Genomic DNA, 21,508 nt, shown 5'->3' on the forward strand with positions numbered 1-21,508 from the left:
GAGTATGGCGCGCCCCTTCCCGCGGAGATACCACAATGCAAAACAAGGCTACCGTGCGGGCGGCGTTCATTGCCGTCACCACGCTGTTCTTTGCCTGGGGGTTGATCACATCGCTGATCGATCCGCTGGTCGCGGCGGTAAAAGGGATTTTCACCCTCACCGACATGGAGGCGCAGCTGTCGGCCTCCGCCTTCTTCATCGCCTATGCGCTGATATCCTTTCCCGCCGCGGTGCTGATCGCGCGCATCCGGGCAGTTCCGGCGATATTGCTGGCGCTGGCGATCATGGTTGCGGCCTGCCTCATCATGCTGGGGGCGGCCAATATCGCGCAATATTCGCTGGTGCTGCTGGGCCTGTTCGTGCTCGCCAGCGGCATCACCGTGTTGCAGGTGGCGGCCAATCCGCTGGCGGCCGCCCTTGGCGCACCGGAAAAGAGCCATTTCCGCCTCACGCTGGCGCAGACCTTCAACAGTTTCGGCACATTCATCGGCCCCTATGTGGGCGCGGTGCTGTTTCTGGAAGGGCTGGAGGTCAAGGAAGGCACGCTGGTGACCGATGAGGCGCGGGAGAACGCGCTGCTGGGCATCGACATGGCCTATTTCTGGATCTGCGGGCTGCTGCTGCTGTTGCTGGCGTTCTTCTTCCTGTCGCGCCGCACCGTCGCCGCCGCCGCGCCCGAACCGGCCCCGGCCAAGGGCATTGGAGCGATGATCGCGGATGCGGTGTCGAGCCGCTGGTGCCTGCTCGGCGGGGCGGCGATCTTCCTCTATGTCGGGGCGGAAGTCGCCATCGGCACGCAGATGGCGCTGTTCCTCAACGATGACGGGGTGTGGGGCATATCGCTTCAGGATGCAGGCAAGTTCGTCAGTTTCTACTGGGGCGGGGCGATGGTCGGCCGGGCCATTGGCTCGCTGCTGCTTGCCCGCTTCGATGCGGCGCGCCTGCTGGCGATCTTCACCGCGATTGCGTGCCTCATGTGCCTATATGTGGTTGCGGTGGGCGGCGTTTCGGCGGGTTATGTCGCGCTTTGCATTGGCCTGTTCAATTCGATCATGTTCCCGGTGATCTTTACCCTGACACTGGAGCGCTCCACCGCCAGCGAACAGGCGACGAGCGGCTTCCTGTGCACGTCCATCGTGGGCGGCGCGGTGCTGCCGCCGCTGGTGGGGCTGGTGTCGGGCGCAACCGGATATATCACCGCTCTGCTGCTGCCTGCCGCGTGTTACGCGCTGCTGGTGCTGTTCGCGGTGAAGGCGGGCCGGACGCCGCCGCTGCGTGCGGCAGAAGCGGTGTCCTCGCACTGAATTGCGCGACTCCTGGCGGCGGAGTTTATTGCTCCGCCGTCAGTTTGACCACATAGACCGGGCCAATATCGACCACCTGCTGCGCGCCGCCCAGATGCAGCGCGACAACAGCGCTGCCTGCTGCCATCGCCGCGGTGGCGGTGGTGCGCACGCGGACAAGCTGCCAGTTTGGCCCCACGCTGAAGGTGTTGTCGCCAAATCCGCCAAAGGGCGGCACATTCTGCTGCACCCGCACGCCGATGCGTGCGCGCCCGTCATCGGTCGCGGCGGACACGGTGCGCGCGGCAACCGCGATTTCAAGCTGGTCGCCTTCGGCAATCGCTTCGGTCAGCGGCACGGCGGCCTGCAGATCCCACGCCTGCGGGGCCACGGCCGGCGAGGTGAACTGCGCAGCGGTGCCCAGCCAGATCGTCCCTTCTTGCCGCACCACATAGGTTCCGGCATTGGCGATGAAGCTGTAATCCGACACGAACGGATTGCTGATCAGCGTGCCGCGCCCTTCCAGTTGCGGGGGCAGAGTGGGCGTGGGGCGGGCGTTGTTGCCCAGAATCCGATCCGCGCCTGCCACCACGAAGGTCTGGCCGATTTCCACCGTCTGCTGTTCGGCCCCCATCTGGAACACCAGAAACGCCTCGCGCCGGGGGATCGAGATATTGGCGGTGGCGGTGCCTTCGTACCAGCGCCATTCGGGACCGATCGCAAAGGTGGTGTCGCCAAAGCCCGGCCAGGGATCGGCATCGCGCTGCACGCGCACGGTGACGCGGCCATTGCCATCTGCCGCGCGGCTGGCCGTGGTGCGCGCCCAGAAGCCGTAGGTCACCTGCGTGCCCGATGCGATATCGGCGGTCAGCGGCGCATAGGCCTGAATGTCCCACGGATTGGCCCCGGCGCGGCGCACTTCATACTGCGTCGCCGCCCCGCCACCCGGAATATTGGGATCCACGATCGCCGCCGTGCGCAGCCGCGCCCCCGCCGTTCGCCATTCGAGCGAGGTGGGATCGTTGATCAGCGTGCCGGGCAGGCTGGCGTCAATCTCGGCCAGCAGCGCGGCGGTGTCCGCATCCTGCGCCAGCGTGGGCACCGAAGGGGACAGAGCGAGGGCAAGGGCAGCCAGGCCCACCCCTGCCGTGCGAATTGCGAGGGTCATCTTGCGTTTCTCCCAACACCATGCGCGCCGGCCCATACCGTGCGCGCGAAAAAGCCTGATCAGGAACAGGGCAGAACCTGCTCCGCATCCATGCCCAGCCGCACTTCGGCCAGCGCCAGATCCGCCCGGCCTTCGCTGGACAGGATGAAGGGCGCGGCAACGCTTGCCATGTCGATGCCCTTGTCGCGCAGGCATTTGAGCGGCAGGCCGTATCGCACGAAGCGGCCATTGGCGGGCAGCGCCACCGGGTTCACGCCCAGCGTGCCATCCGCCCCGCGCATTGCCACGCCCAGTGTTTGCGGCGCAGTGTCCACCTTCACCGTGAACAGCAGCAGGATATCCGCATTGGTTTCGCGCGTGATGTCCACCGGGTTGAGATTACTGACCGAGACAGCCGCCGAACCGCCCGCGATTTCGAAGCGACGCGCGCCTTCCTGCACGACGTGGTTGACTGCGCTGATCCGCGCACGCCCTTCCATCGCCTCTGCCGGCACGGTGGTGATGCGGGTCTGGCTGCCGGGCTGCGACGGGTCGGCAATGGTGAGTGACCATGCGGCGGCAGGCACGCCCGCATCGAACCACACGCGGCTGTCGCCCGCCTCAGCCACCTGCACCAGCGGCAGATCGGTCCACGCGGAAGGCGCGGAGGCATAGGTGAGACCGTAGCCCAGCGGGAACAGAGTGCCGTCATCCATGTCCGCAGTGATCGGCCAGGCGGCGGGCAGCGTGCCGGTAAAATCGTAACGCGGTGCGCGCCCTGCATCGCCCACCAGCACATCGGCAATCCCGCCGCCCTCGCTGCCCGGCAGCCACGCGACGACAAAGGCATCGGCCGTGTTCAGCGCCTCGTTCACATAAAGCGGGCGGCCGGTAATCATTACCGCCACCACCGGAATGCCCTGCTCGCGCAGCGCGCGCATCGTGGCATAGGGCCCGGTCAGCGCGTTATCGAGCGCGAGCGTCGCGCGGTCGCCCTGAAATTCGGCATAGGGTTCCTCACCAAACACCACCACGGCGGCATCGGGCCGCTGGGTGAAACTGCCATCGGGCGAAAGTTCCGCGCTGCCGCCTGCGGCGGTCACCGCATCGCGCAGGCCCGCCCAGATCGAGGTTGCGCCGGGAAACAGATCGTTGGTGAGGCCGGTGCCCTGCCAGCTCAGCGTCCAGCCGCCCGATTGGCGGGCAATATCGTCCGCCCCGTCGCCCGCCACCAGCAGGCGGCCACCCGGCGCCAGCGGCAACACGCCGTCATTGCGCAGCAGAACCAGCGACTTGCGCACCGCCTCGCGCGCCAGTTCGCGGTGTTCGGGCGCGCCCAGCAGATCGTAACGGCCCGACAGATAGCGTTCGGACGGGCGCGGCGCGTCGAGCAGGCCAAGGCGTTCCTTCACCGTCAGGATGCGCGTCACCGCCTCGTCCACGCGGGCCATCGGAATCTCGCCGCTGCGCGCGCGGGCCAACAGGTCGTTATAGATCGGACGCCAGGTATCGGGCGCCATGTACATATCGATCCCGGCCATCAGCGCCTGCGGGCAGCTTTCATTGGTGCAGCCTGCAACCTGCCCGTGCGCGTTCCAGTCGGACACGGTGAAGCCGCCGAAATCCATCCGCTCCTTCAGCACGCCGGTCAGCAGCGAATGGTTGCCGGTCATCTTCACGCCCTGCCAGCTGGAGAAGCTGGCCATCACGGTGGAGACGCCTTCGGCAATCGCGGGGCCATAGGGCGCGCCGTGGATGTCGCGCAGTTCCTCTTCGGAAACCGAGCTGTCGCCCTGATCGGTGCCATTGTCCGTGCCGCCATCGGCCAGAAAATGCTTGGTCGAGGCCAGCACATAGGGGCCATCGAGCATATTGCGCACGCCGGGGCCGCCTTCCAGCCCGCGCACCATTGCGCCGACATAGGAGGAGACGATGGCGGGATCGGACGAATAGCCTTCGTAAGCGCGGCCCCAGCGGAAATCCTGCGGCACGGCCACGGTGGGGGCAAAGGTCCATTCCTGCCCGGTCACGCGGATCTCGATCGCGGTGGCACGGCCGATCCGTTCGATCAGATCGACATCGCGCGCCGCGCCAAGGCCGATATTGTGCGGGAAAATGGTCGCTCCGATGATGTTGGAATGGCCGTGCACCGCATCGGTGCCCCATACGATCGGCACGCCCACACCGCCATCGCTGGTGTCGGTGGAAGCTTCCCAGAACTCGTCGGCCAGCCGCAGCCAGTCCTGTGCCGGGGCCAGATCGTTGCCATAGGGGCCGGAATTGCCGCCATTGAGCACCGAGCCGAGATTGTATTCGCGCACCTCGTCCGGCGTGACGCAGCACAGATCGGCCTGGACCAACTGGCCAATCTTTTCCTCCAGCGTCATGCGCGCCACGATGGACGCCACGCGCGCCTGCGCTTCGGGCGGGTTCTGCACGGGATATGTATAGGCGGGCCAGATTTCCGGATTCGCCACGCCGCGCGCGCCGGTGTGCGGCGAATCGGCAGGAGCGCTGCTGGCGGTCTGCGCCTGGCTGGTCCCCATGCTCGCGCAGGCCATCAGCATGATCGTGGCCAGACCTGTCGAAGCAACCTTCCCGAAACGCGGCATCGTGTTCTCCCTTCGCTTCCCGTCTGCGCGGGAATCTTGACTATGTGAGCGCTACCATCCAAATTCCGGGGCCACTTGTCAAAGGCATAATGCACGACGAGGCGTGGCCGGCAGTTGAACCGGTGGGGTGGGGAGAGAACAATGACAGCAAGGCTTTACCCGTTTGCGCGCGCGGCGCTGGCCGCATCGGCATTGGGGCTGGCGGGCCTCTTTGCCGCCTCTGGCGCGGCGGCACAGGGCGGCGCGGCACAGGTGGCCGTGGCGGACCAATCCCTGCCTCATCGCCTGCTGGCACAGATGACGCTGGAGGAGAAAATCGGCCAGCTGGTGCAGCGCATGGGCGGGCGGCAGCGCGCGCTCAATTCGCGGCTTGGCCCGGACGAGCTGGAGCGCGTGCGCGCCGGACAGGTCGGCTCCTATCTCCATGTCGCGGGCGCGGAACCCTTGCGCGAATTGCAGCGCGTGGCGGTGGAGGAAAGCCGCCTGGGCGTTCCGCTCCTGTTTTCGATGGATGTGGTGCACGGCTACCGCACGATCTTCCCCGTGCCGCTGGCGATGGCGGCCAGTTTCGATGACGCCGCCATGGAGCGCCACGCGCGCATCGCCGCAGTGGAGGCAAGCGCGGCGGGCCTGCATTGGACTTTCGCCCCCATGGCCGATGTGGCGCGCGATCCGCGTTGGGGCCGCATTGTCGAGGGCGCGGGCGAAGACCCATTCCTCACCGCGCGGATGACCGCAGCGCAGGTGCGCGGGTTTCAGGGCGATGACCTTGCCGCCGCCGACACGCTGATGGCGGGCACCAAGCATCTGGGCGCCTATGGCGCGGCCGAGGGCGGGCGCGATTACGCCGGCGCGGAATTGTCCGAACGTGCGTTGCAGGAAATCTACCTTGCGCCGTTCCGCGCGGCGGCAGAGACGGGCACGGCCAGTTTCATGACCGCGTTCAACACTATCGGCGGCGTGCCGACCACCGCGAACGAGGCGCTGCTGCGCGGGCTGCTGCGCGACGATTGGGGCTGGCAGGGGCTGATGCTGTCCGATTGGCGCGCGGTGGAGGAATTGCTGGCGCATGGCATTGCCGAAACACGCGACGATGCCGCTGCCTTGGCTCTGCGCGCCAGCGTGGACATGGACATGGTGGCCGATGTTTATGCCGATCATCTGGCGCGTGCGATTGCCATGGACCCCGCGCTGCTTCCGCTGCTGGACGAGGCGGTATTGCGCATTCTGTCGGTGAAGGAACAACTCGGCCTGTTCGATGACCCCTACCGCTACCACGACACCGCGCGCGAGGCGGCGGTAATGGTTTCGGCAGAACACCGCGCGGCGGCGCGCGAGGTGGCGGAACGCTCGATCGTGCTGCTCAAGAACGAGGGCGATGTCCTGCCGCTGGTGCGGGGGGCGGGGCGTATCGCGTTGATCGGTGCGCTGGCCGATGATGCGCGCAGTGCGCTGGGCAGCTGGAAGGCGCAGGGGCTGGATGCCGATGTGGTGACTTTGCGCGCCGCCTTGCAGGCTGCGCATCCCGGCGTCACCTACACACCGGGCGTCGACAGCCGCAGCGAGGACGCATCGGGCATAGAAGCTGCGGTCGCCGCCGCACGGGCTGCCGATGTTGTGGTGCTGGCGCTGGGCGAGGATTTCGACTGGTCGGGCGAGGCGCGCAGCCGGTCCAGCCTCGAACTTCCGGGGCGGCAGAGGGAATTGCTCGCTGCGATCAAGGCGACGGGCAAGCCGCTGGTCGTGGTGCTGATGGGCGGGCGCCCGCTGGCCATTCCGGAAGTCGATGCAGCCGCTGATGCGGTGCTCGCCACATGGCTCTTGGGCATTGAAAGCGGGCCTGCGATTACCCGTGTGCTGCTGGGCGATGTGAACCCTGCGGGCCGCTTGCCGGTGACCTTCCCGCGCGCCACGGGGCAGGTGCCGTTCACCTATGACCAGATGCCCACCGGCCGCCCTGCCGATCCCGACCCCACGCGCGACACGGTGCGCTATATGGACCTGCAGATCACCCCGCTTTACGCCTTCGGCCACGGCCTGTCCTATACCAGCTTCACTTATGGCGCGATGGAAGTGGACAGCGCGGAGGTGGCGGCGGCTGGCGGCGCGGTGACGGTGCGCGTGCCTGTCACCAATACCGGCGCGCGGGCGGGCGACGAGGTGGTGCAGCTCTATATGCGCGATCCCGTTGCCAGCGTGTCGCGCCCGGTCATGCAATTGCGCGGCTATGCCCGCGTGGCCCTGCAGCCCGGCGAAACGAAAACGGTGGCATTTACGCTGGAGCCTGCGCAATTTGCGCTGTGGGTTCTGGGCGGTGGCTGGCAGGTTGAAGCAGGAAGGATCGAATTGATGGCAGGGGCAGCGTCCGACGATATCCGCACACGCGGGTCAATCACCATCACGGGCAGCGCGCCCGGAACCATTGCCCCTGCGGCAATCCCCACGCGGGTTTCTGTGCAATGAGGGCGCTTCTCGCCGTCGCCGCGCTGGCCGCCATCTTGGCCGTTCCCGCCATGGCGGGGGAAGTGGAACAGGTGCCGCATGGCCTTGTCGTCACCACCGATGCGGGCGAGAAGGTGCGCCTGCTGGCCTTTGCCGACGGCACCATCCGCGTGACCGTGGCAGAGGATCTGGCGGCGGTCTCGCCCAGCCTGATGGTTACCCAAGAAGCCGATGGCGCGCCCGTTTTCCATACCGACGGCACCTATGCCAGCCTGACCACGCATCGGGGCCACGCCATGGTGCAGCTCTCGGATGGGCGGCTGACCGTATACGATGCGCAAGGCGCGGTGCTGCTTGACGAATACGCACCCGCCCGCCGGATGCAGCCGGTCAATGTGGAAGGGCAGCGCTGGCTCGCCACCCGCGTGCAGTTCAACCGCGGCACGGATGAGGGGCTGTATGGCCTTGGCCAGCACCAGAACCGGCAGATGAACTACAACGGCGAGGATGTTGAGCTGGCGCAGCACAACATGGCCATCGCCATCCCCTACATGGTGTCGACGCGCGGTTACGGCATCTTGTGGGACAACAACTCGATCACCCGCGTGGGCGATCCCACGCCCTATCGCCCGCTGGAACTGGACTGGCGGGCGGATTACTATCTCGATCGGCGCTTCGCCCTGTCGCGGCGCGAGGCCACGATCAATTACCAGTATATACGCGATCAGGCGCGCTGGCCGACCGAGGCCTTGTCGCGCACCGAGGCGGCGACCAGCGGGCAGAACACTGCCGGCAATGCGGTGCAATCGCAGGCGGTGATCTGGAGCGGGCGGTTCCGCGCCGACAGGGCGGGCACACACAAGTTTCGCCTCTATTCCTCCAGCTATGTCCGCGTGCTGGCGAACGGGCGCGAAGTGCTCAACCGTTGGCGGCAGAACTGGAACCCTTGGTATCACCATTTCGAACTGGAATTGCGCGCAGGCGAGAGGGTGGATTTGCGCGTCGAGTGGGAGCCGAACGCCGGCTATATCGCGCTGGAACACGCCGAGCCCTTGCCCGCAGCCGATCGCCATTCGGTCAGCTTTGCCAGCGATGCCGGAACCGCAATCGATTATTATGTCGTGCCCGCGCCGACAATGGACGAAGGAATCGCCGGATACCGCCGCCTGACGGGCAAGGCGCCGATGATGCCGCGCTGGTCCTACGGCTTCTGGCAATCGCGCCAGCGGTATCAGACACAGGACGAGTTGACCCAGGCGCTGGGTTGGTATCGCGCGCTGAACATACCCATCGATGCGATTGTGCAGGACTGGTTCTATTGGCCCGAAGATCAATGGGGCTGCCATTGCTTTGACCCGGCGCGCTTCCCCGATCCTGCCGCCATGGTGCGCAGTGTCCATGCGAACAATGCGCGCATCATGATTTCGGTCTGGCCAAAGTTTTACCCCAATACCGCCAATGCGCAGGAACTGGCCGCAGGTGGCTTCCTGTATCAGCGCCCGCTGGATGCCGGGCAGCGCGACTGGGTGGGGCCGGGCTATGCCAACACTTTCTACGATCCCTATTCGGGCGAGGCGCGGGCGATCTATGCCCGCCAGATGATCGAGGCGCTGGCCCCGCTGGGCTTTGATGCCTGGTGGATGGACGCGACCGAGCCTGATTGGCATTCCAACCTGTCGGTGGAGGAGCGCGCCTTCCAGATGAGATCACCCGTCACCGGCACGCCGGGGCTGGCGATCTTCAATTCCTATCCGCTGGTTCATGCCGAAGGGGTGGCCGATGCCCTGCGTGCAGCCCAGCCGAACCGCCGGCCTTTCATCCTCACCCGCAGCGGGTTTGGCGGGGTGCAGCGCGCCAGCGCGGCGCTGTGGTCGGGCGATGTGGCGGCGCGGTGGGACGACCTGCGCGACCAGATCAGCGCGGGCACCAATCTGTCTGTCGCGGGCGTCCCCAACTGGACGCACGACATTGGCGGCTTCTCGGTCGAAAGCCGGTACACCTACCAATTGCCCGAACATCTGCCCGAATGGCGCGAGCTGTATCTGCGCTGGTTCCAGTTTGGCGCATTCAGCCCGCTGTTCCGCAGCCATGGGGAATTCCCCTTGCGCGAAACGCCGGTGATTGCATCAGAGGACGAGGCGATGCTGGAGGGCCTCACCTACTACCACCGCCTGCGTTACCGGCTGCTGCCCTATATCTACACGCTGGCGGCGGGCACGCATTTTGACGATGGCACTATCCTGCGCCCGCTGGTGATGGATTTCGAGGCCGATCGGCGGACCTGGGAGATTGACGACCAGTATCTGTTCGGCCCCTCGATCATGGTTGCGCCGGTGACAGTGTTCGGTGCGCGCGAGCGGCAGGTCTATCTGCCAGCCGGCACCGACTGGTATGACGCGCAAACGGGCGCGCGCCATGCAGGCGGGCAGACGATCACCGTCGATGCCCCGCGCGAGCGGATACCGCTGTTCATCCGCGCGGGCGCGATCGTTCCGCTGGGGCCGGTGGTGCAGCACGCCAACGAAAACCCGCAGGGGCCGCTGGTGGTCCATGTCTTTGCCGGGGCGGATGGCGCCTTCAGCCTGTATGAGGATCAAGGCGAGGATATGGGCCATGCACGCGGCGAGTTCAGCCGCATCCCGATGCGCTGGTTCGACGCCTCGCGCACCTTCACGCTGGGCGCGCGGCAGGGCAGTTTTCCGGGCATGGAAGACCTGCGCGAGATCGCGGTGATCGTGCATGATGGCAGCTCCAGCGGCCCGGTTTTCGAAGCCGAGGAACCGGGCGGTCTGCTCTATCACGGGGAGCCGATCCCCTAACCGATCACCAGTTCCACATTGTCCCATCTTCCAGCCGGGCGATGGGGAGCTGTGCAGGCTTGTAGGGGTATTTGGCCGCCAGCTCCTCATCAATGGTCACGCCGTGGCCGGGGCTTTCGCCGCAATAGAGGTGGCCTGCTTCGAAGCGGTAGTCATGCGGGAAGACCGCGTCGGTTTCTTCCGAATGGCGCATATATTCCTGAATGCCGAAATTGGGCACCCAGGTGTCGAAATGCAGCGCTGCGCCCATGGTGACGGGCGAGAGGTCGGTGGCCCCGTGGCTGCCCGTGCGCACCTGATAGAGTGCAGCAAAATCGGCAATGCGGCGCAGATGGGTGATGCCGCCCGCGCGCAGCACGGTGGTGCGGATATAGTCGATCAGCTGGTTTTCGATCAGTTCCTTGCAATCCCAGATCGTGTTGAAAATCTCCCCCACGGCCAGCGGTGTGGTGGTGCGTTCGCGGATCAGGCGGAAGGCCTGCTGGTTTTCCGCAGGGGTTGCATCCTCCATCCAGAAAAGGCGATACGGCTCCAGCGATTTGCCCAGTTGCGCCGCCTCGTTCGGGGTCAGGCGGTGATGCACATCGTGCAGCAATTCCGGCTCGTCACCATAGGTTTCACGCAGTTTTTCGAACAGCTTGGGGACGAACCGCAGATATTTGGGCGTGTCCCACACCGTCTCGGTGGGAAGGGCAGCATCGGCGGGTTCGTAATGCAGCGTTCCGCGCGCGACGCCATAGGCCTTGGCAATGCCGGGGATGCCGCTTTGCGCGCGGATCGCCTTGTATCCCATGGCGATATACTGGCCCACTGCATCCACGGTTTCTTCCAGCGTGTTGCCATTGGCATGGCCGTAAACCAGCACCCGTTCCCGGCTTTTTCCGCCCAGCAATTGGTAAAGCGGCATCCCGGCCAGCTTCGCCTTGATATCCCACAAGGCGGTATCGACCGCGGAAATCGCGCTCATCGTCACCGGCCCGCGCCGCCAATATGCGCCGCGATAGAGGAATTGCCAGATATCCTCGCTCTGGCGGGGATCGCGGCCGATCAAATTGGGTATCACGTGATCGGTGAGATAGGATGCCACCGACAATTCGCGCCCGTTCAGCGTGGCATCGCCAATACCGGTAACGCCTTGATCGGTTTCGATCAGCAGGGTCACGAAATTGCGCCCCGGCGAACAGACGATAACCCTTGCAGCGGTGATTTTCATGCGCGATACCCTTTCCCGTTAGCGCTACCATCGCGCTAGCCACAATGCGCAAAAAAAGCGAGAGGAGTTGAGGGTGCCAAGGCCGCTTGTGCTCAATGAAGACCGGTTGTTCCCGTTGGAACCATCGGCGCGGGCGCTGGCGCGAGAGCTGTATGGCACGGTGGCCAGGCTGCCGATCATCAGCCCGCACGGCCATACCGACCCTGCCTGGTTTGCGTTGAACAAATCCTTTGGCAATGCGGCCGAATTGCTGCTGCAACCCGATCACTACCTTACACGGATGCTCTATTCGCAAGGTGTCCCGCTGGAGGCGCTGGGGGTGAAAGGCGCAGCCGCCGACCCACGCGAAGCATGGCGCATTTTTGCGCAGCATTACCATCTGTTTCGCGGCACCCCCAGCCGGATGTGGATGGATTGGGTGTTGTCCGAGGTGTTCGGCATCGCTATGCGGCTGGATGCGGAGACGGCGGACGCCGCCTATGACCGGATCACCGATGCGCTGGCGACGCCGGAATGTGCCCCGCGCGCCCTGTTCGAACGCTTCAATATCGAAGTGCTCGCCACCACCGAAAGCCCGCTCGACTCGTTGGAGCATCATGCGGCGATCCGGCAATCGGGTTGGCAGGGCCGCGTGATTACCGCCTACCGCCCCGATCCGGTGGTTGATCCGGAATTCGAAGGCTTCGCGACAAATCTGGCGCTGCTGGCGGAACTGACGGGGGAGGATTGCGGCAGCTGGCACGGCTACCTCGCGGCGCACCGGCAGCGCCGCGCCTTCTTCAAGGGCATGGGCGCAACCAGCACCGATCACGGCCACCCCACCGCGCAAACCGCCGATCTGTCCGGGCATGAGGCGGAGAGCCTGTTCGACCGCGTGAAAGGCGGACACGCCAGCTCGCAGGATGCCGAACTGTTCCGCGCGCAGATGCTGACCGAAATGGCGCGGATGAGTGTGGAGGACGGGCTGGTGATGCAATTGCACCCCGGTTCCTACCGCAACCACAACGCCGATCTGTTCGCCCGCTTTGGCCGCGATGTGGGCGCGGATATTCCGCTGCGCACCGATTATGTCCATGCGCTGAAACCCCTGCTCGACCGGTTCGGCAATGCGCCGGGCTTTTCGCTGATCCTCTTCACCCTCGATGAAAGCACCTATGCCCGCGAACTGGCGCCGCTGGCGGGGCATTATCCATGCCTCAAACTGGGGCCGGCCTGGTGGTTCCATGACAGCCCGGAAGGGATGCGCCGCTTCCGCCGCATGGTGACCGAAACGGCGGGCTTCTACAACACCGTGGGCTTCAACGACGATACGCGCGCCTTCCTGTCGATCCCTGCCCGGCACGATGTGGCGCGCCGGGTGGATTGCGGCTTTCTGGCCGAGCTGGTGATGGAACACCGGCTGGAGGAGGACGAGGCCTTCGAGCTGGCGCAGGATCTGGCCTATGATCTGGCGAAGAAGGCCTACCGGCTGTGAGGCTGGCACCCGACACGCTGCGGCATCTGCCTGTCCATGTGCCGTCTCCGCCCTATGATTTTGCCGGGCAAGAGGTGGGCGTGGTGCATTTCGGGCTTGGCGCCTTTGCCCGTGCGCATCTGGCGGCCTATTGCGACGCGGCGATGGCAGCTGGCGAAAGCGGCTGGGCCATTACCGGCGTGTCGCTGCGGTCGCGCAAGGTGAGCGAGGCGCTGAACCCGCAAGGCGGCCTTTACACGCTGACCGAGCACGGCGAAGGCGGCCCTGCCACTTACGTTGTGGGAGCCTTGCGCGAAGTGCTGGTGGCCGGGCGCGAGAGCGAGGCGATCGTTGATCGCATTGCATCCGCATCGTGCCATATGGTCAGCTTTACCGTAACCGAGAAAGGCTATTGCCGGAACGCTGACGGATCGGTTGACGCCCATGCCGCCGGGGCAAGTTTCTATCCGCTGCTGGCTGCGGCAATGAAGCGGCGCATGGAACAGGGCTTGCCGGGGCTGACCGTGTTGTGCTGCGACAACCTGCCGGAAAATGGCCGTTTGCTGGGACGATTGGTGAAGGCGTGGCTGGAGCAGGAAGCACCCGATGTGGCCGGCTGGTTTGCCGCGCATTGCACCACGCCATCGACGATGGTGGACCGCATCGTGCCGGCCAGCACGCCGGCCGATCTTGCCGCACTGGAACGCCGGTTGGGGATGCAAGACCGGGGCGCTGTGTTTACCGAGCCGTTCAGCCAGTTCGTGATCGAGGACCGCTTTGCCGGGCCGCGCCCTGCCTTTGAGCGGTATGGCGTGCAAATGGTTGCCGATGTGGCGCCTTATGAAACAGCCAAGCTGCGGATGCTGAACGGTGCCCATTCGCTGCTGGCCTATCGGGGGCTGCGGGCGGGCCATGAATTCGTGCACCAGGCCATGGGCGATCCCGCCATCCGCACCGATGTGGAACGGCTGATGCGGCAGGAAGCCGCGCCCACGCTGATCCCTGCGCCGGGGCAGGATCTGGCGGCCTATGCCGCGCAACTGATGCAACGTTTTGACAACCCCGCGCTGGAACACCGGCTGGCACAAATCGCGATGGATGGCAGCCAAAAACTGCCGCAGCGCTGGCTGGCTACGCTGGCCGAGGCGCAGGGGCCGTGTCCTGCGATCTTGTCGGGCATTGCGGCCTTTCTGTGGCACGTGGCTGACGGGCGGTGGCTGGACGATCCGCTCGCCGACTGGCTGTGGCAGGAAGTCGCCTCGCGCGACATTCCCGCGCAGATTGTGTCGGTGTTCGGCCCCGGCGGATTGCTGCGATCGCGCTGGATTCCCTCGGCGCAAGATATCGCCGCGATTGCAGCCGCTTATGAGGAGCAGATGTCATGAAGCCGATCTTTGCGGCGGCCGTGATGGCCGTGGCTGCGTTGTCCCTTGGCGGCTGTGCGAGCACGTCTTCGGCCTCTGTCGCCAGTTCTGTAATGGCCGCGCCCGAAGGCAGCCCCGTGGCCCGGCATGGTGCGCTCTCGATCGCCGGAAACCGCGTGGTGGATGCCAGCGGCCAGCCCGTCACATTGCGCGGGATGAGCCTGTTCTGGAGCCAGTGGGCCCCGCAATACTACACCGCCGAAACGGTCGACTGGCTGGTTCGCGACTGGAAGATCACCGTCATCCGCGCTGCCATCGCGGCCGAGGGGAACGACAGCGCGCTGTTCCATATGGAGCGTGAACTGGCCAAGGCATCGGTCGTGATCGAGGCGGCGGTGGCCAACGGTATCTATGTGGTGGTCGATTGGCACGCGCACCGCAATCACCCCGAACACGCCGAATATTTCCTGTCCGAGATCGCCCGGCGCTACGGCCATCTCCCCCACCTGATTTACGAGCCGTTCAACGAGCCGCTGCGCGACGGGGTGGAATGGAGCCGCGATGTGAAGCCCTATCACGAGCGGATGATCGCCGCGATCCGGGCGCATGATCCCGACAATCTGATCATCGTGGGTTCCCCCAGCTGGAGCCAGGATGTCGATATAGCCGCCGCCGACCGGCTGGACGGGAGCAATATCGGCTACACGCTGCATTACTATGCCGCCACCCACAAAGAAGGCCTGCGCGCCAAGGGTGATGCGGCGCTGGCCGCGGGCCTTGCGCTGATGGTGACCGAATTCGGCATTGTCGAGGCAACGGGCAATGGCCCGATCGACCTCGAATCCTCCAACGCCTGGTGGGACTGGGCCGAGGCGAACGGCGTGTCGTGGATGGCCTGGTCTGTCGGCGACCGGGACGAAACCAGCGCCGCGCTGGTGCCCGGCGCGCCGGTGGCGGGCTGGCGCGAGGAGCATCTGACTGAAGGCGGGCGCATTTTGCGCGACCGCATCCGCACCGCCAATATTGCGGACGGCTATTGACCTCTCGCCCGCGCGCCATATGGTAGCGCTATCAGGGGGAGGGGAAACAATGTCCCGCAAGACTTATCCGGGCCGGGAGCGCCGCGCGTGAGCGCGCCTGCATCTGGCGGCGTATCGCCTGTTGGCATGGGCAAGCCGCAGGGCCGCTATCGCTGGGCTATCTGCGCGATCCTGTTCTTCGTCATCACCATCAATTATATCGACCGCCAGATACTGGGCGTGCTCAAGCCCGTGATCGAGCAGGATCTGGGCTGGAGCGAGGTCGATTACGGCAATATCGTCACCGCGTTTCAGGCCAGCTACGGCCTTGGCCTGCTGTTTGTGGGGCGCTGGCTGGACAAGGTGGGCACGCGCAAGGGCGTGGCCATTGCCATCGCGGTGTGGAGCATCGCTGCCTGTTTCCACGCGGCAGCGCGCAGCGTGCTGTCCTTCATGCTGGCGCGCATGGTGCTGGGCGTGGCGGAAAGCGCGGCCTATCCCGGCGCGGTCAAATCGGTCGCCGAATGGTTCCCCAAGCGCGAGCGCGCGCTGGGCGTGGGCATATTGAATGCCGGCGCGAATGTGGGCGTGCTGATGACGCCGATCATCGCCATCGGCATTGCCGGCTTCTACGGCTGGGAAATGGCCTTTCTGGTGACCGGCGCCATCGGCTTTGTCGTGCTGTGGGCGTGGCTGCGTTTTTTCCGCACGCCGGCCACGCATGAAAAGGTGACCGACGCAGAGCGCGCCTGGATCCAGCAGGATGGCGAGGATGTGGCGGGCCGCCCGCTGGGCTGGAAGGATGCGCTGAAACAGCGGCAGGCATGGTATTTCATCTGCGGCAAGTTTTTCACCGATCCGGTCTGGTATCTGTTCCTGTTCTGGCTGCCCGATTTCCTCGCCAAGACGCAGGGCATGGAACTGTTTCCCAAGGGCGAAACCGGCATCCTTGCCACGATTGGCCCGGCGCTGATCGGCGTCTATCTGCTGGCCGATGTGGGCGCAGTGGCGGGGGGCTGGCTGTCTTCCCACTTCATCGCGCGCGGCTGGTCGATCAACCGCGCACGCAAGACCACGCTGTTCATCGCCGCGCTGTTTGCCGTGCCGTTGGTGACGGTGGCCAATGCCTCCAGCCCGCTGGTGGCGGTGCTGCTGATCGGCATGGGAACAGCCGCGCATCAGGCCTTCAGCTCCAACATCTTCGCGATGATTTCCGACCTCTATCCGCGCCGCGCGGTCGCCACGATTGCGGGTATGGGCGGTGCGGCAGGGGCAGTGGGCGGGATGCTGATCGCGCAGGCAACCGGCTGGACGCTGGAATTAACCGGATCCTATGTGCCGATAGTGATTTATGCCGGCATGGCCTATGTCATTGCCTTCGTGATCATTCAGCTATTGGTGCCGCGCATGGAAGCAGCCCGGATGCCGGAGGATTGAGGCAATGGCGACAGTAGCAGTGTTCGGGGAGATCCTGCTGCGGCTGGCCCCACAGGCTGGTGCGTCGCTGCGGCGTGCGGTGGGCCTTGACATCCATGTGGGCGGGGCAGAGGCGAATGTGGCTGTCGGCCTCGCGCAACTGGGCCATGCGGCGCGCGTCATCTCGACCCTTCCCGCCAGCGCGCTGGGCGAAATTGCCCGGCGGCGGCTGGCGGCAGAAGGGATCGACCTGACGCATACTGGCGCGGGGCCGGGACGCATGGGCCTCTATTTCCACGAACCCGCCGCTGGCCCGCGCGGCGGCGGCGTGCTGTATGACCGGGCGGGCAGTGCCTTTGCCCTTGCACAGGCAGCCGCCTATGATCCGGCATCAGCGCTGATTGGGGTTCGCCACCTGCACATTTCGGGCATTTCCCCCGCGGTGAGCGAGGCAGGGGCGGAGGCGACGCTGGCCATGGTAGCTGCGGCGCGCGAGGGCGGTTGCACTATCAGTTTTGACGGCAATTTCCGCGCCAGCCTGTGGGCCACTTCGGCCCGCAATCCGCGCGATGTGCTGGTTCCGCTGGTGGCGCAGGCAGACCTGATCTTCGGCAATCACCGTGATGCGGCGCTTTTGCTGGGCCGCGACCTGTTGGGCGAAAGCCCGCGTGCGGTGGCACTTGCCCTGTTCGAAGCCTTTCCGCAATGCAGCCTCGTTGCCTCTACCCGACGTGAGGTGGAGCAGGGCGGTGCGCAATTTGTGGGCGCGCGGATCGACGCGCGCGACGATTTTGCCGAGGCGGACGAGGTGGGACTGCCCCACATCGTGGAACGGATCGGCACGGGCGATGCCTTTGCCACCGGTGTGCTGCACCGCTGGCTGGAAGACCCCACCGATCTGGGCGGCGCGGCGCGCGCGGGCGTGGCGTTGATGGCGCTGAAGCACGCCATGCCCGGCGATCTGCCCGATTTCACGCCCGATGATCTGTATGGCGCGGGCGCGGATATTCAGCGCTAGACCGGAATATCCACCGCCACCACCGCGCCATCGGCATCGGCGCTGGCATAGATGGCTTCCATGATCCGCATATCGCGCAGGCCCATCTCGCCCGGCGTCAGATGCAGCACATTGGCGCGCGCGGCGGCCGAAAAGCCATCCACCTGCGCGGCAAATTGCTGCATTGGATTGCCTGCCCGGAATTCGCGCGGGGGCTGCCCGCCGCCTTCGAGCAGGATCCGGTTGTCGTCATATGTGGTGGCCGGCTGCATCTCGATGCTGGCATCCGCGCCGAAATAACGCTGGCGGCTGACATAGGGGCTCCAGCAATAGGAAGAGGAGCCCTGCACATTGATGCCGCTGGCCATGCGCAGGCGGTAATCCACCCCGCCTTCCACCTCGGCAAAACGCGCATCGCCCGCAGGTGTCGAATAATGCGCGGTCACGCCCACCACCCGGTCGCCCGGCAGCATCATCAGCGAGGTGTTGATGCCATAGACGCCGATGTCGAACAGCGACCCGCCGCCCGCCAGTTGCTTTTCCAGCCGCCATTTGTGCGGCGGATATTGCGGATTGGCGGAAAAGCCGTGATCGGCGCTGACATGGCGCAGTGCGCCCAGTTCGCCTGCGGTGATCCGGCGCAGCGTGTCGCGGTTATTGGGTTCGAAATGCACGCGGTAGGCCACGCCCAATTGCCGGTTGGCGGCGCGCGCGGCGGCTACCATCGCCTCGGCCTCGGCCACGGTCGAACACATCGGCTTTTCGCACAGCACGTGCTTGCCTGCCTGCAGCGCGCGGATCGTGTATTCGGCGTGCAACCCCACCGGCAACGCGATGAAGACGCAGTCAATCTCCGGATCGTTGGCGATCGCATCGTATCCGGCGTAATCGTAAAAGCGGGACACGCCGTAAGCCGCGCCCAGCGTCCGCGCCTTTTCCGCATTTCCCGAAACAAAGGCGGTGATGCGGCTGTGGCGCGCATCGCCAAAGCCGGGGATCACCTGCCCCACGGCAAAGGTGCCAAGGCCCACAATCGCCCAGCGCATCCGCTCGCCCGGCATATCGGGCAATTGCGGATTGCCGAGCAGCGGCTGGCCGATGGCTTCCTGCGCCGATGTGCTGGCGGATAGCGCCGCCAGTGATGCCGCCGCCGCGCCGCCAGCCAGCAATTCGCGCCGCGAGAGGTTGGTGCCCGTCTTGTCCGCTTTGTCCATCGCCCGATCCTCTCTTGCCATTTGGTAGCGCAAACATTGCCGCTTCGGCACCGTCGCCGCAAGCGCAAAAGGCCCTGCGACAATTTGGCGCAAGCCGGGGCTTTTCAGCGCGGGCCAGCGGCTTATGATGGCGGCCCTGCGTTTGGGAGGGCGCGCGAGGTGGGGAGAGCAATCAGGCAGAGTCGGTTTGTTGCAGCTCTGTGCGCAGCGCCGTTGCTGGCGGCCTGTGCGCACGGAGCTGAGGCGCAGCCGACGATCCCACCGGATATCGTGATGCAGGGCGAACGGCTTTTCCCCGAAAGCATTACGTCTGCCGCGGACGGCACGCTTTATATCGGCAGCAATCCGGGCATCGTCTTCCGCGCCGCGCCGGGCAGCGCAACAGCAACCCCGTGGATCGTGCCGGATGAAGCGAACGGCCTTGCCACTGTGTTCGGCGTGCTGGCGGACGAGCCGCGCGGCCTGCTCTGGGTGTGCAGCAATCCGGCGATGGGAACGCCCGGCGGGGCGCCGCAGATCAAGACCTTCCGGTTGAGTGATGGCGCGCTTGCCGCAACCTATCCGCTGAATGTCGAAGGCCCGGCGATGTGCAACGACATGACCGTGGCGGCGAATGGCGAAGTCTATGCCACCGAAACGCTGGGCGGACGCATCCTGAAGCTGGCAAACGGCGGGGCAGCGTTCGAATCGTGGGCCGTCGACCCGGAGTTCGCTTCCATCGACGGCATCAGTTTCAGTTCCGATGGAACGCTCTATGCCAATGCCATCCAGCGCAACACCCTGTTGCGCATCGGGATCGAGGACAACGGGCTGTTCGACAATGTCGAGGTGATGCAGACCTCGCGCCCGTTGCAGGGGCCTGACGGGCTGCGTGCGCTGGCTGATGGACGCATGCTGCAATCGGAAGGCAACGGCGGCGTGATCACGGTGCTGACCATCCCCGAAACCGGCCCGGTAATTTTCCAGACCATCGCCAGCGGCATCGACTACGCCAGCTCGGTCACCGCCGTGAATGGCCGCGCCTTCTATCCCGAAGGAAAGCTGCGGTTCCTGTTCGGCCCTGCCGCCGGCGAAGACCCCGGCCCCTTCGTGATCCGGTCTGTCGCCATACCGGAGGCGGAATGATGCGCCGCCTTGTCCTCGCCACGACCCTGCTGGCGCTGCCCGTCCCCGCCGCCGCGCAGATGAGCGATGCCGCCATCCGCGCCGAAGCGGCAGAACTCACCCGCCGTGTGGAAGTGCTGGAAGGCACCCGCGCCATTCTCAACCTGCAACGGGCCTTCGGCTTTTATGTCGATCGCGGGCTGTGGGATCAGGCCGCCGCACTGTTCGCCGCCGATGGCACGATCGAGATCGGGATCGACGGCGTCTATCAAGGCCCGGCGCGGATCGAGGATTATCTGCGCCGCCTGCATGGCGGGCAGGAGGGGCTGATCTACGGCCAATTGAACGAATGGGTCACGCTGCAACCCGCCATTGTGGTTGCGCCCGATGCCCGCAGCGCCACCGCGCGCTGGCGCGATCTGGGGATGCTGGGGCAATACCGGAGCCACGCCGAATGGCGCGACGGGATTTACGAGAACACCTATGTCCGCGAAGGCGGGGTGTGGAAGATCAAGAGCCTGCATCTCTACGTCAATTTTGTTGCCCCCTATGCGCGCGGCTGGGCGCGTTTGCAGGATGGCGAAGGGCTGGCGCGCAGCCAGGCTTCGGTGGATTTCCCGCCTGATCGCCCGCCCACGGCCAGCTATCAGCCGTTCCCGGCGGTGCAGGTGCCGCCGTTTCGCGCGCCCCATCCGGTGACGGGGAGGGCGGTGCAATGAGCAGGCTTTTCATCCTTGCCGCCTTGGCCGCTCTGATCGCCACCCCCGCCGCCGCGCAAAGTGCCGAGCAACGATTGGCCGCCATGCGCGAACGGGTGGAGCGGCTGGAGGATGCGGGCGCAATCGAGCTGCTTCAGGCGACCTATGGCTATTATTTCGACAAGGGGCTTTGGCGCGAAGTGGCGCAATTGTTCGCCCGCAATGGCCGGTTCGAATACGGGCAGAGCGGGGTCTATATCGGCCCGCAGCGGATCGAGCGCGCGCTGCTGCTGTTCGGGCCGGAACGTCTGGGGCGCGGATATCTCAACAACCATATGCAGTTGCAGGCGGTGATCACCGTCGCCCCCGATGGCCGCAGCGCCACCGGGCGGTTTCAGGGCATGGTGATGCTGGCAGAGCCGGGCGCGAACGGCCAATGGGGCGTGGGGATTTACGAAAACCGGTATGTAAAGGAAGGCGGCGTGTGGAAGATCGCCAGCCTGCACTTCTACCCCACCGGCACCACCGATTACGATCTGGGCTGGACACGCAGCGCGATCCCCATGGATGGCCCCAGCGCGCTGTTCCCGCCCGATGAGCCGCCATCCGTGGTGTATCGCGCCTTCCCGCAGAACTACATCCCGCCCTTCAGCTATCCCCACCCGGTGACCGGCGAGGTGATCGAGCTGGTGCAGCCGCGCGATGACATTGCGGGGAGGCCGTGACG

At 65.6% G+C, this 21,508-nt stretch carries 15 protein-coding genes; 11 read left to right on the forward strand and 4 right to left on the reverse strand.

Features of this window, described 5'->3' with window-relative positions; translation table 11 throughout:
• The first annotated feature begins 35 nt into the window (after positions 1-35).
• Complete coding sequence (locus WFP44_RS00205) at positions 36-1,304, forward strand: MFS transporter (protein ID WP_336924321.1); 1,269 nt, start codon at positions 36-38, stop codon at positions 1,302-1,304.
• Between the two features lie 25 nt (positions 1,305-1,329).
• Here WFP44_RS00205 and WFP44_RS00210 read toward each other — a convergent pair whose 3' ends face one another.
• Both WFP44_RS00210 and WFP44_RS00215 read right to left on the reverse strand, forming a co-directional pair.
• On the reverse strand, positions 1,330-2,451 hold the full coding sequence (locus WFP44_RS00210; protein ID WP_336924322.1) for a hypothetical protein: 1,122 nt from the start codon (positions 2,449-2,451) through the stop codon (positions 1,330-1,332).
• A 59-nt stretch (positions 2,452-2,510) separates the two neighbouring features.
• Positions 2,511-5,042, reverse strand: a complete 2,532-nt coding sequence (locus WFP44_RS00215; RefSeq protein WP_336924323.1) for a glycoside hydrolase family 3 protein — start codon at positions 5,040-5,042, stop codon at positions 2,511-2,513.
• A 141-nt stretch (positions 5,043-5,183) separates the two neighbouring features.
• On the opposite strand from WFP44_RS00215, the gene WFP44_RS00220 reads away from it, so the two are divergent.
• Both WFP44_RS00220 and WFP44_RS00225 read left to right on the forward strand, forming a co-directional pair.
• Positions 5,184-7,505 (forward strand): glycoside hydrolase family 3 N-terminal domain-containing protein, encoded by a 2,322-nt coding sequence (locus tag WFP44_RS00220; protein ID WP_336924324.1) that lies wholly within the window; start codon positions 5,184-5,186, stop codon positions 7,503-7,505.
• Positions 7,502-10,303 (forward strand): glycoside hydrolase family 31 protein, encoded by a 2,802-nt coding sequence (locus WFP44_RS00225; protein ID WP_336924325.1) that lies wholly within the window; start codon positions 7,502-7,504, stop codon positions 10,301-10,303. The genes WFP44_RS00220 and WFP44_RS00225 overlap by 4 nt, the downstream gene beginning before the upstream one ends.
• 4 nt (positions 10,304-10,307) lie before the next feature.
• On the opposite strand, the gene manD is transcribed toward WFP44_RS00225, so the two are convergent.
• Positions 10,308-11,516, reverse strand: a complete 1,209-nt coding sequence (manD, locus tag WFP44_RS00230; protein ID WP_336924326.1) for a D-mannonate dehydratase ManD — start codon at positions 11,514-11,516, stop codon at positions 10,308-10,310.
• A 73-nt stretch (positions 11,517-11,589) separates the two neighbouring features.
• Between manD and uxaC the strand changes: the two genes are divergently transcribed.
• The 5 genes from uxaC (at position 11,590) to WFP44_RS00255 (ending at position 17,786) form a co-directional block, all read left to right on the forward strand.
• A complete protein-coding gene (uxaC, locus tag WFP44_RS00235; protein WP_336924327.1) occupies positions 11,590-12,990 on the forward strand; it encodes a glucuronate isomerase in 1,401 nt (466 codons plus the stop codon).
• Positions 12,987-14,354: a mannitol dehydrogenase family protein gene (locus WFP44_RS00240; protein WP_336924328.1), complete on the forward strand. Its 1,368-nt coding sequence runs from the start codon at positions 12,987-12,989 to the stop codon at positions 14,352-14,354. The genes uxaC and WFP44_RS00240 overlap by 4 nt, the downstream gene beginning before the upstream one ends.
• On the forward strand, positions 14,351-15,373 hold the full coding sequence (locus WFP44_RS00245) for a glycoside hydrolase family 5 protein (RefSeq protein WP_336924329.1): 1,023 nt from the start codon (positions 14,351-14,353) through the stop codon (positions 15,371-15,373). The genes WFP44_RS00240 and WFP44_RS00245 overlap by 4 nt, the downstream gene beginning before the upstream one ends.
• An 87-nt stretch (positions 15,374-15,460) precedes the next feature.
• Entirely contained in the window at positions 15,461-16,789 is a 1,329-nt protein-coding gene (locus WFP44_RS00250; protein ID WP_336924330.1) for an MFS transporter, read from the forward strand.
• A gap of 4 nt (positions 16,790-16,793) precedes the next feature.
• On the forward strand, positions 16,794-17,786 hold the full coding sequence (locus tag WFP44_RS00255; RefSeq protein WP_336924331.1) for a sugar kinase: 993 nt from the start codon (positions 16,794-16,796) through the stop codon (positions 17,784-17,786).
• Here WFP44_RS00255 and WFP44_RS00260 read toward each other — a convergent pair.
• Positions 17,783-18,979 (reverse strand): Gfo/Idh/MocA family protein, encoded by a 1,197-nt coding sequence (locus tag WFP44_RS00260; protein WP_336924332.1) that lies wholly within the window; start codon positions 18,977-18,979, stop codon positions 17,783-17,785. The genes WFP44_RS00255 and WFP44_RS00260 overlap by 4 nt on opposite strands.
• Before the next feature lie 213 nt (positions 18,980-19,192).
• Between WFP44_RS00260 and WFP44_RS00265 the strand changes: the two genes are divergently transcribed.
• Genes WFP44_RS00265 through WFP44_RS00275 form a run of 3 tightly spaced genes read left to right on the forward strand, consistent with a single transcriptional unit; the run spans position 19,193 to position 21,506 of the window.
• Positions 19,193-20,104 (forward strand): SMP-30/gluconolactonase/LRE family protein, encoded by a 912-nt coding sequence (locus WFP44_RS00265; RefSeq protein WP_336924333.1) that lies wholly within the window; start codon positions 19,193-19,195, stop codon positions 20,102-20,104.
• Positions 20,101-20,802, forward strand: a complete 702-nt coding sequence (locus WFP44_RS00270) for a nuclear transport factor 2 family protein (RefSeq protein ID WP_336924334.1) — start codon at positions 20,101-20,103, stop codon at positions 20,800-20,802. The genes WFP44_RS00265 and WFP44_RS00270 overlap by 4 nt, the downstream gene beginning before the upstream one ends.
• Positions 20,799-21,506 carry a nuclear transport factor 2 family protein gene (locus WFP44_RS00275; RefSeq protein WP_336924335.1) on the forward strand — a complete coding sequence of 236 codons (708 nt, stop codon included), beginning with the start codon at positions 20,799-20,801 and terminating at the stop codon, positions 21,504-21,506. Before WFP44_RS00270 ends, WFP44_RS00275 begins: the two co-directional genes overlap by 4 nt.
• Positions 21,507-21,508 lie beyond the last annotated feature (2 nt).

It is taken from the genome of Alteraurantiacibacter palmitatis (assembly GCF_037154115.1).
Classification (GTDB): Bacteria; Pseudomonadota; Alphaproteobacteria; order Sphingomonadales; family Sphingomonadaceae; genus Alteraurantiacibacter; species Alteraurantiacibacter palmitatis.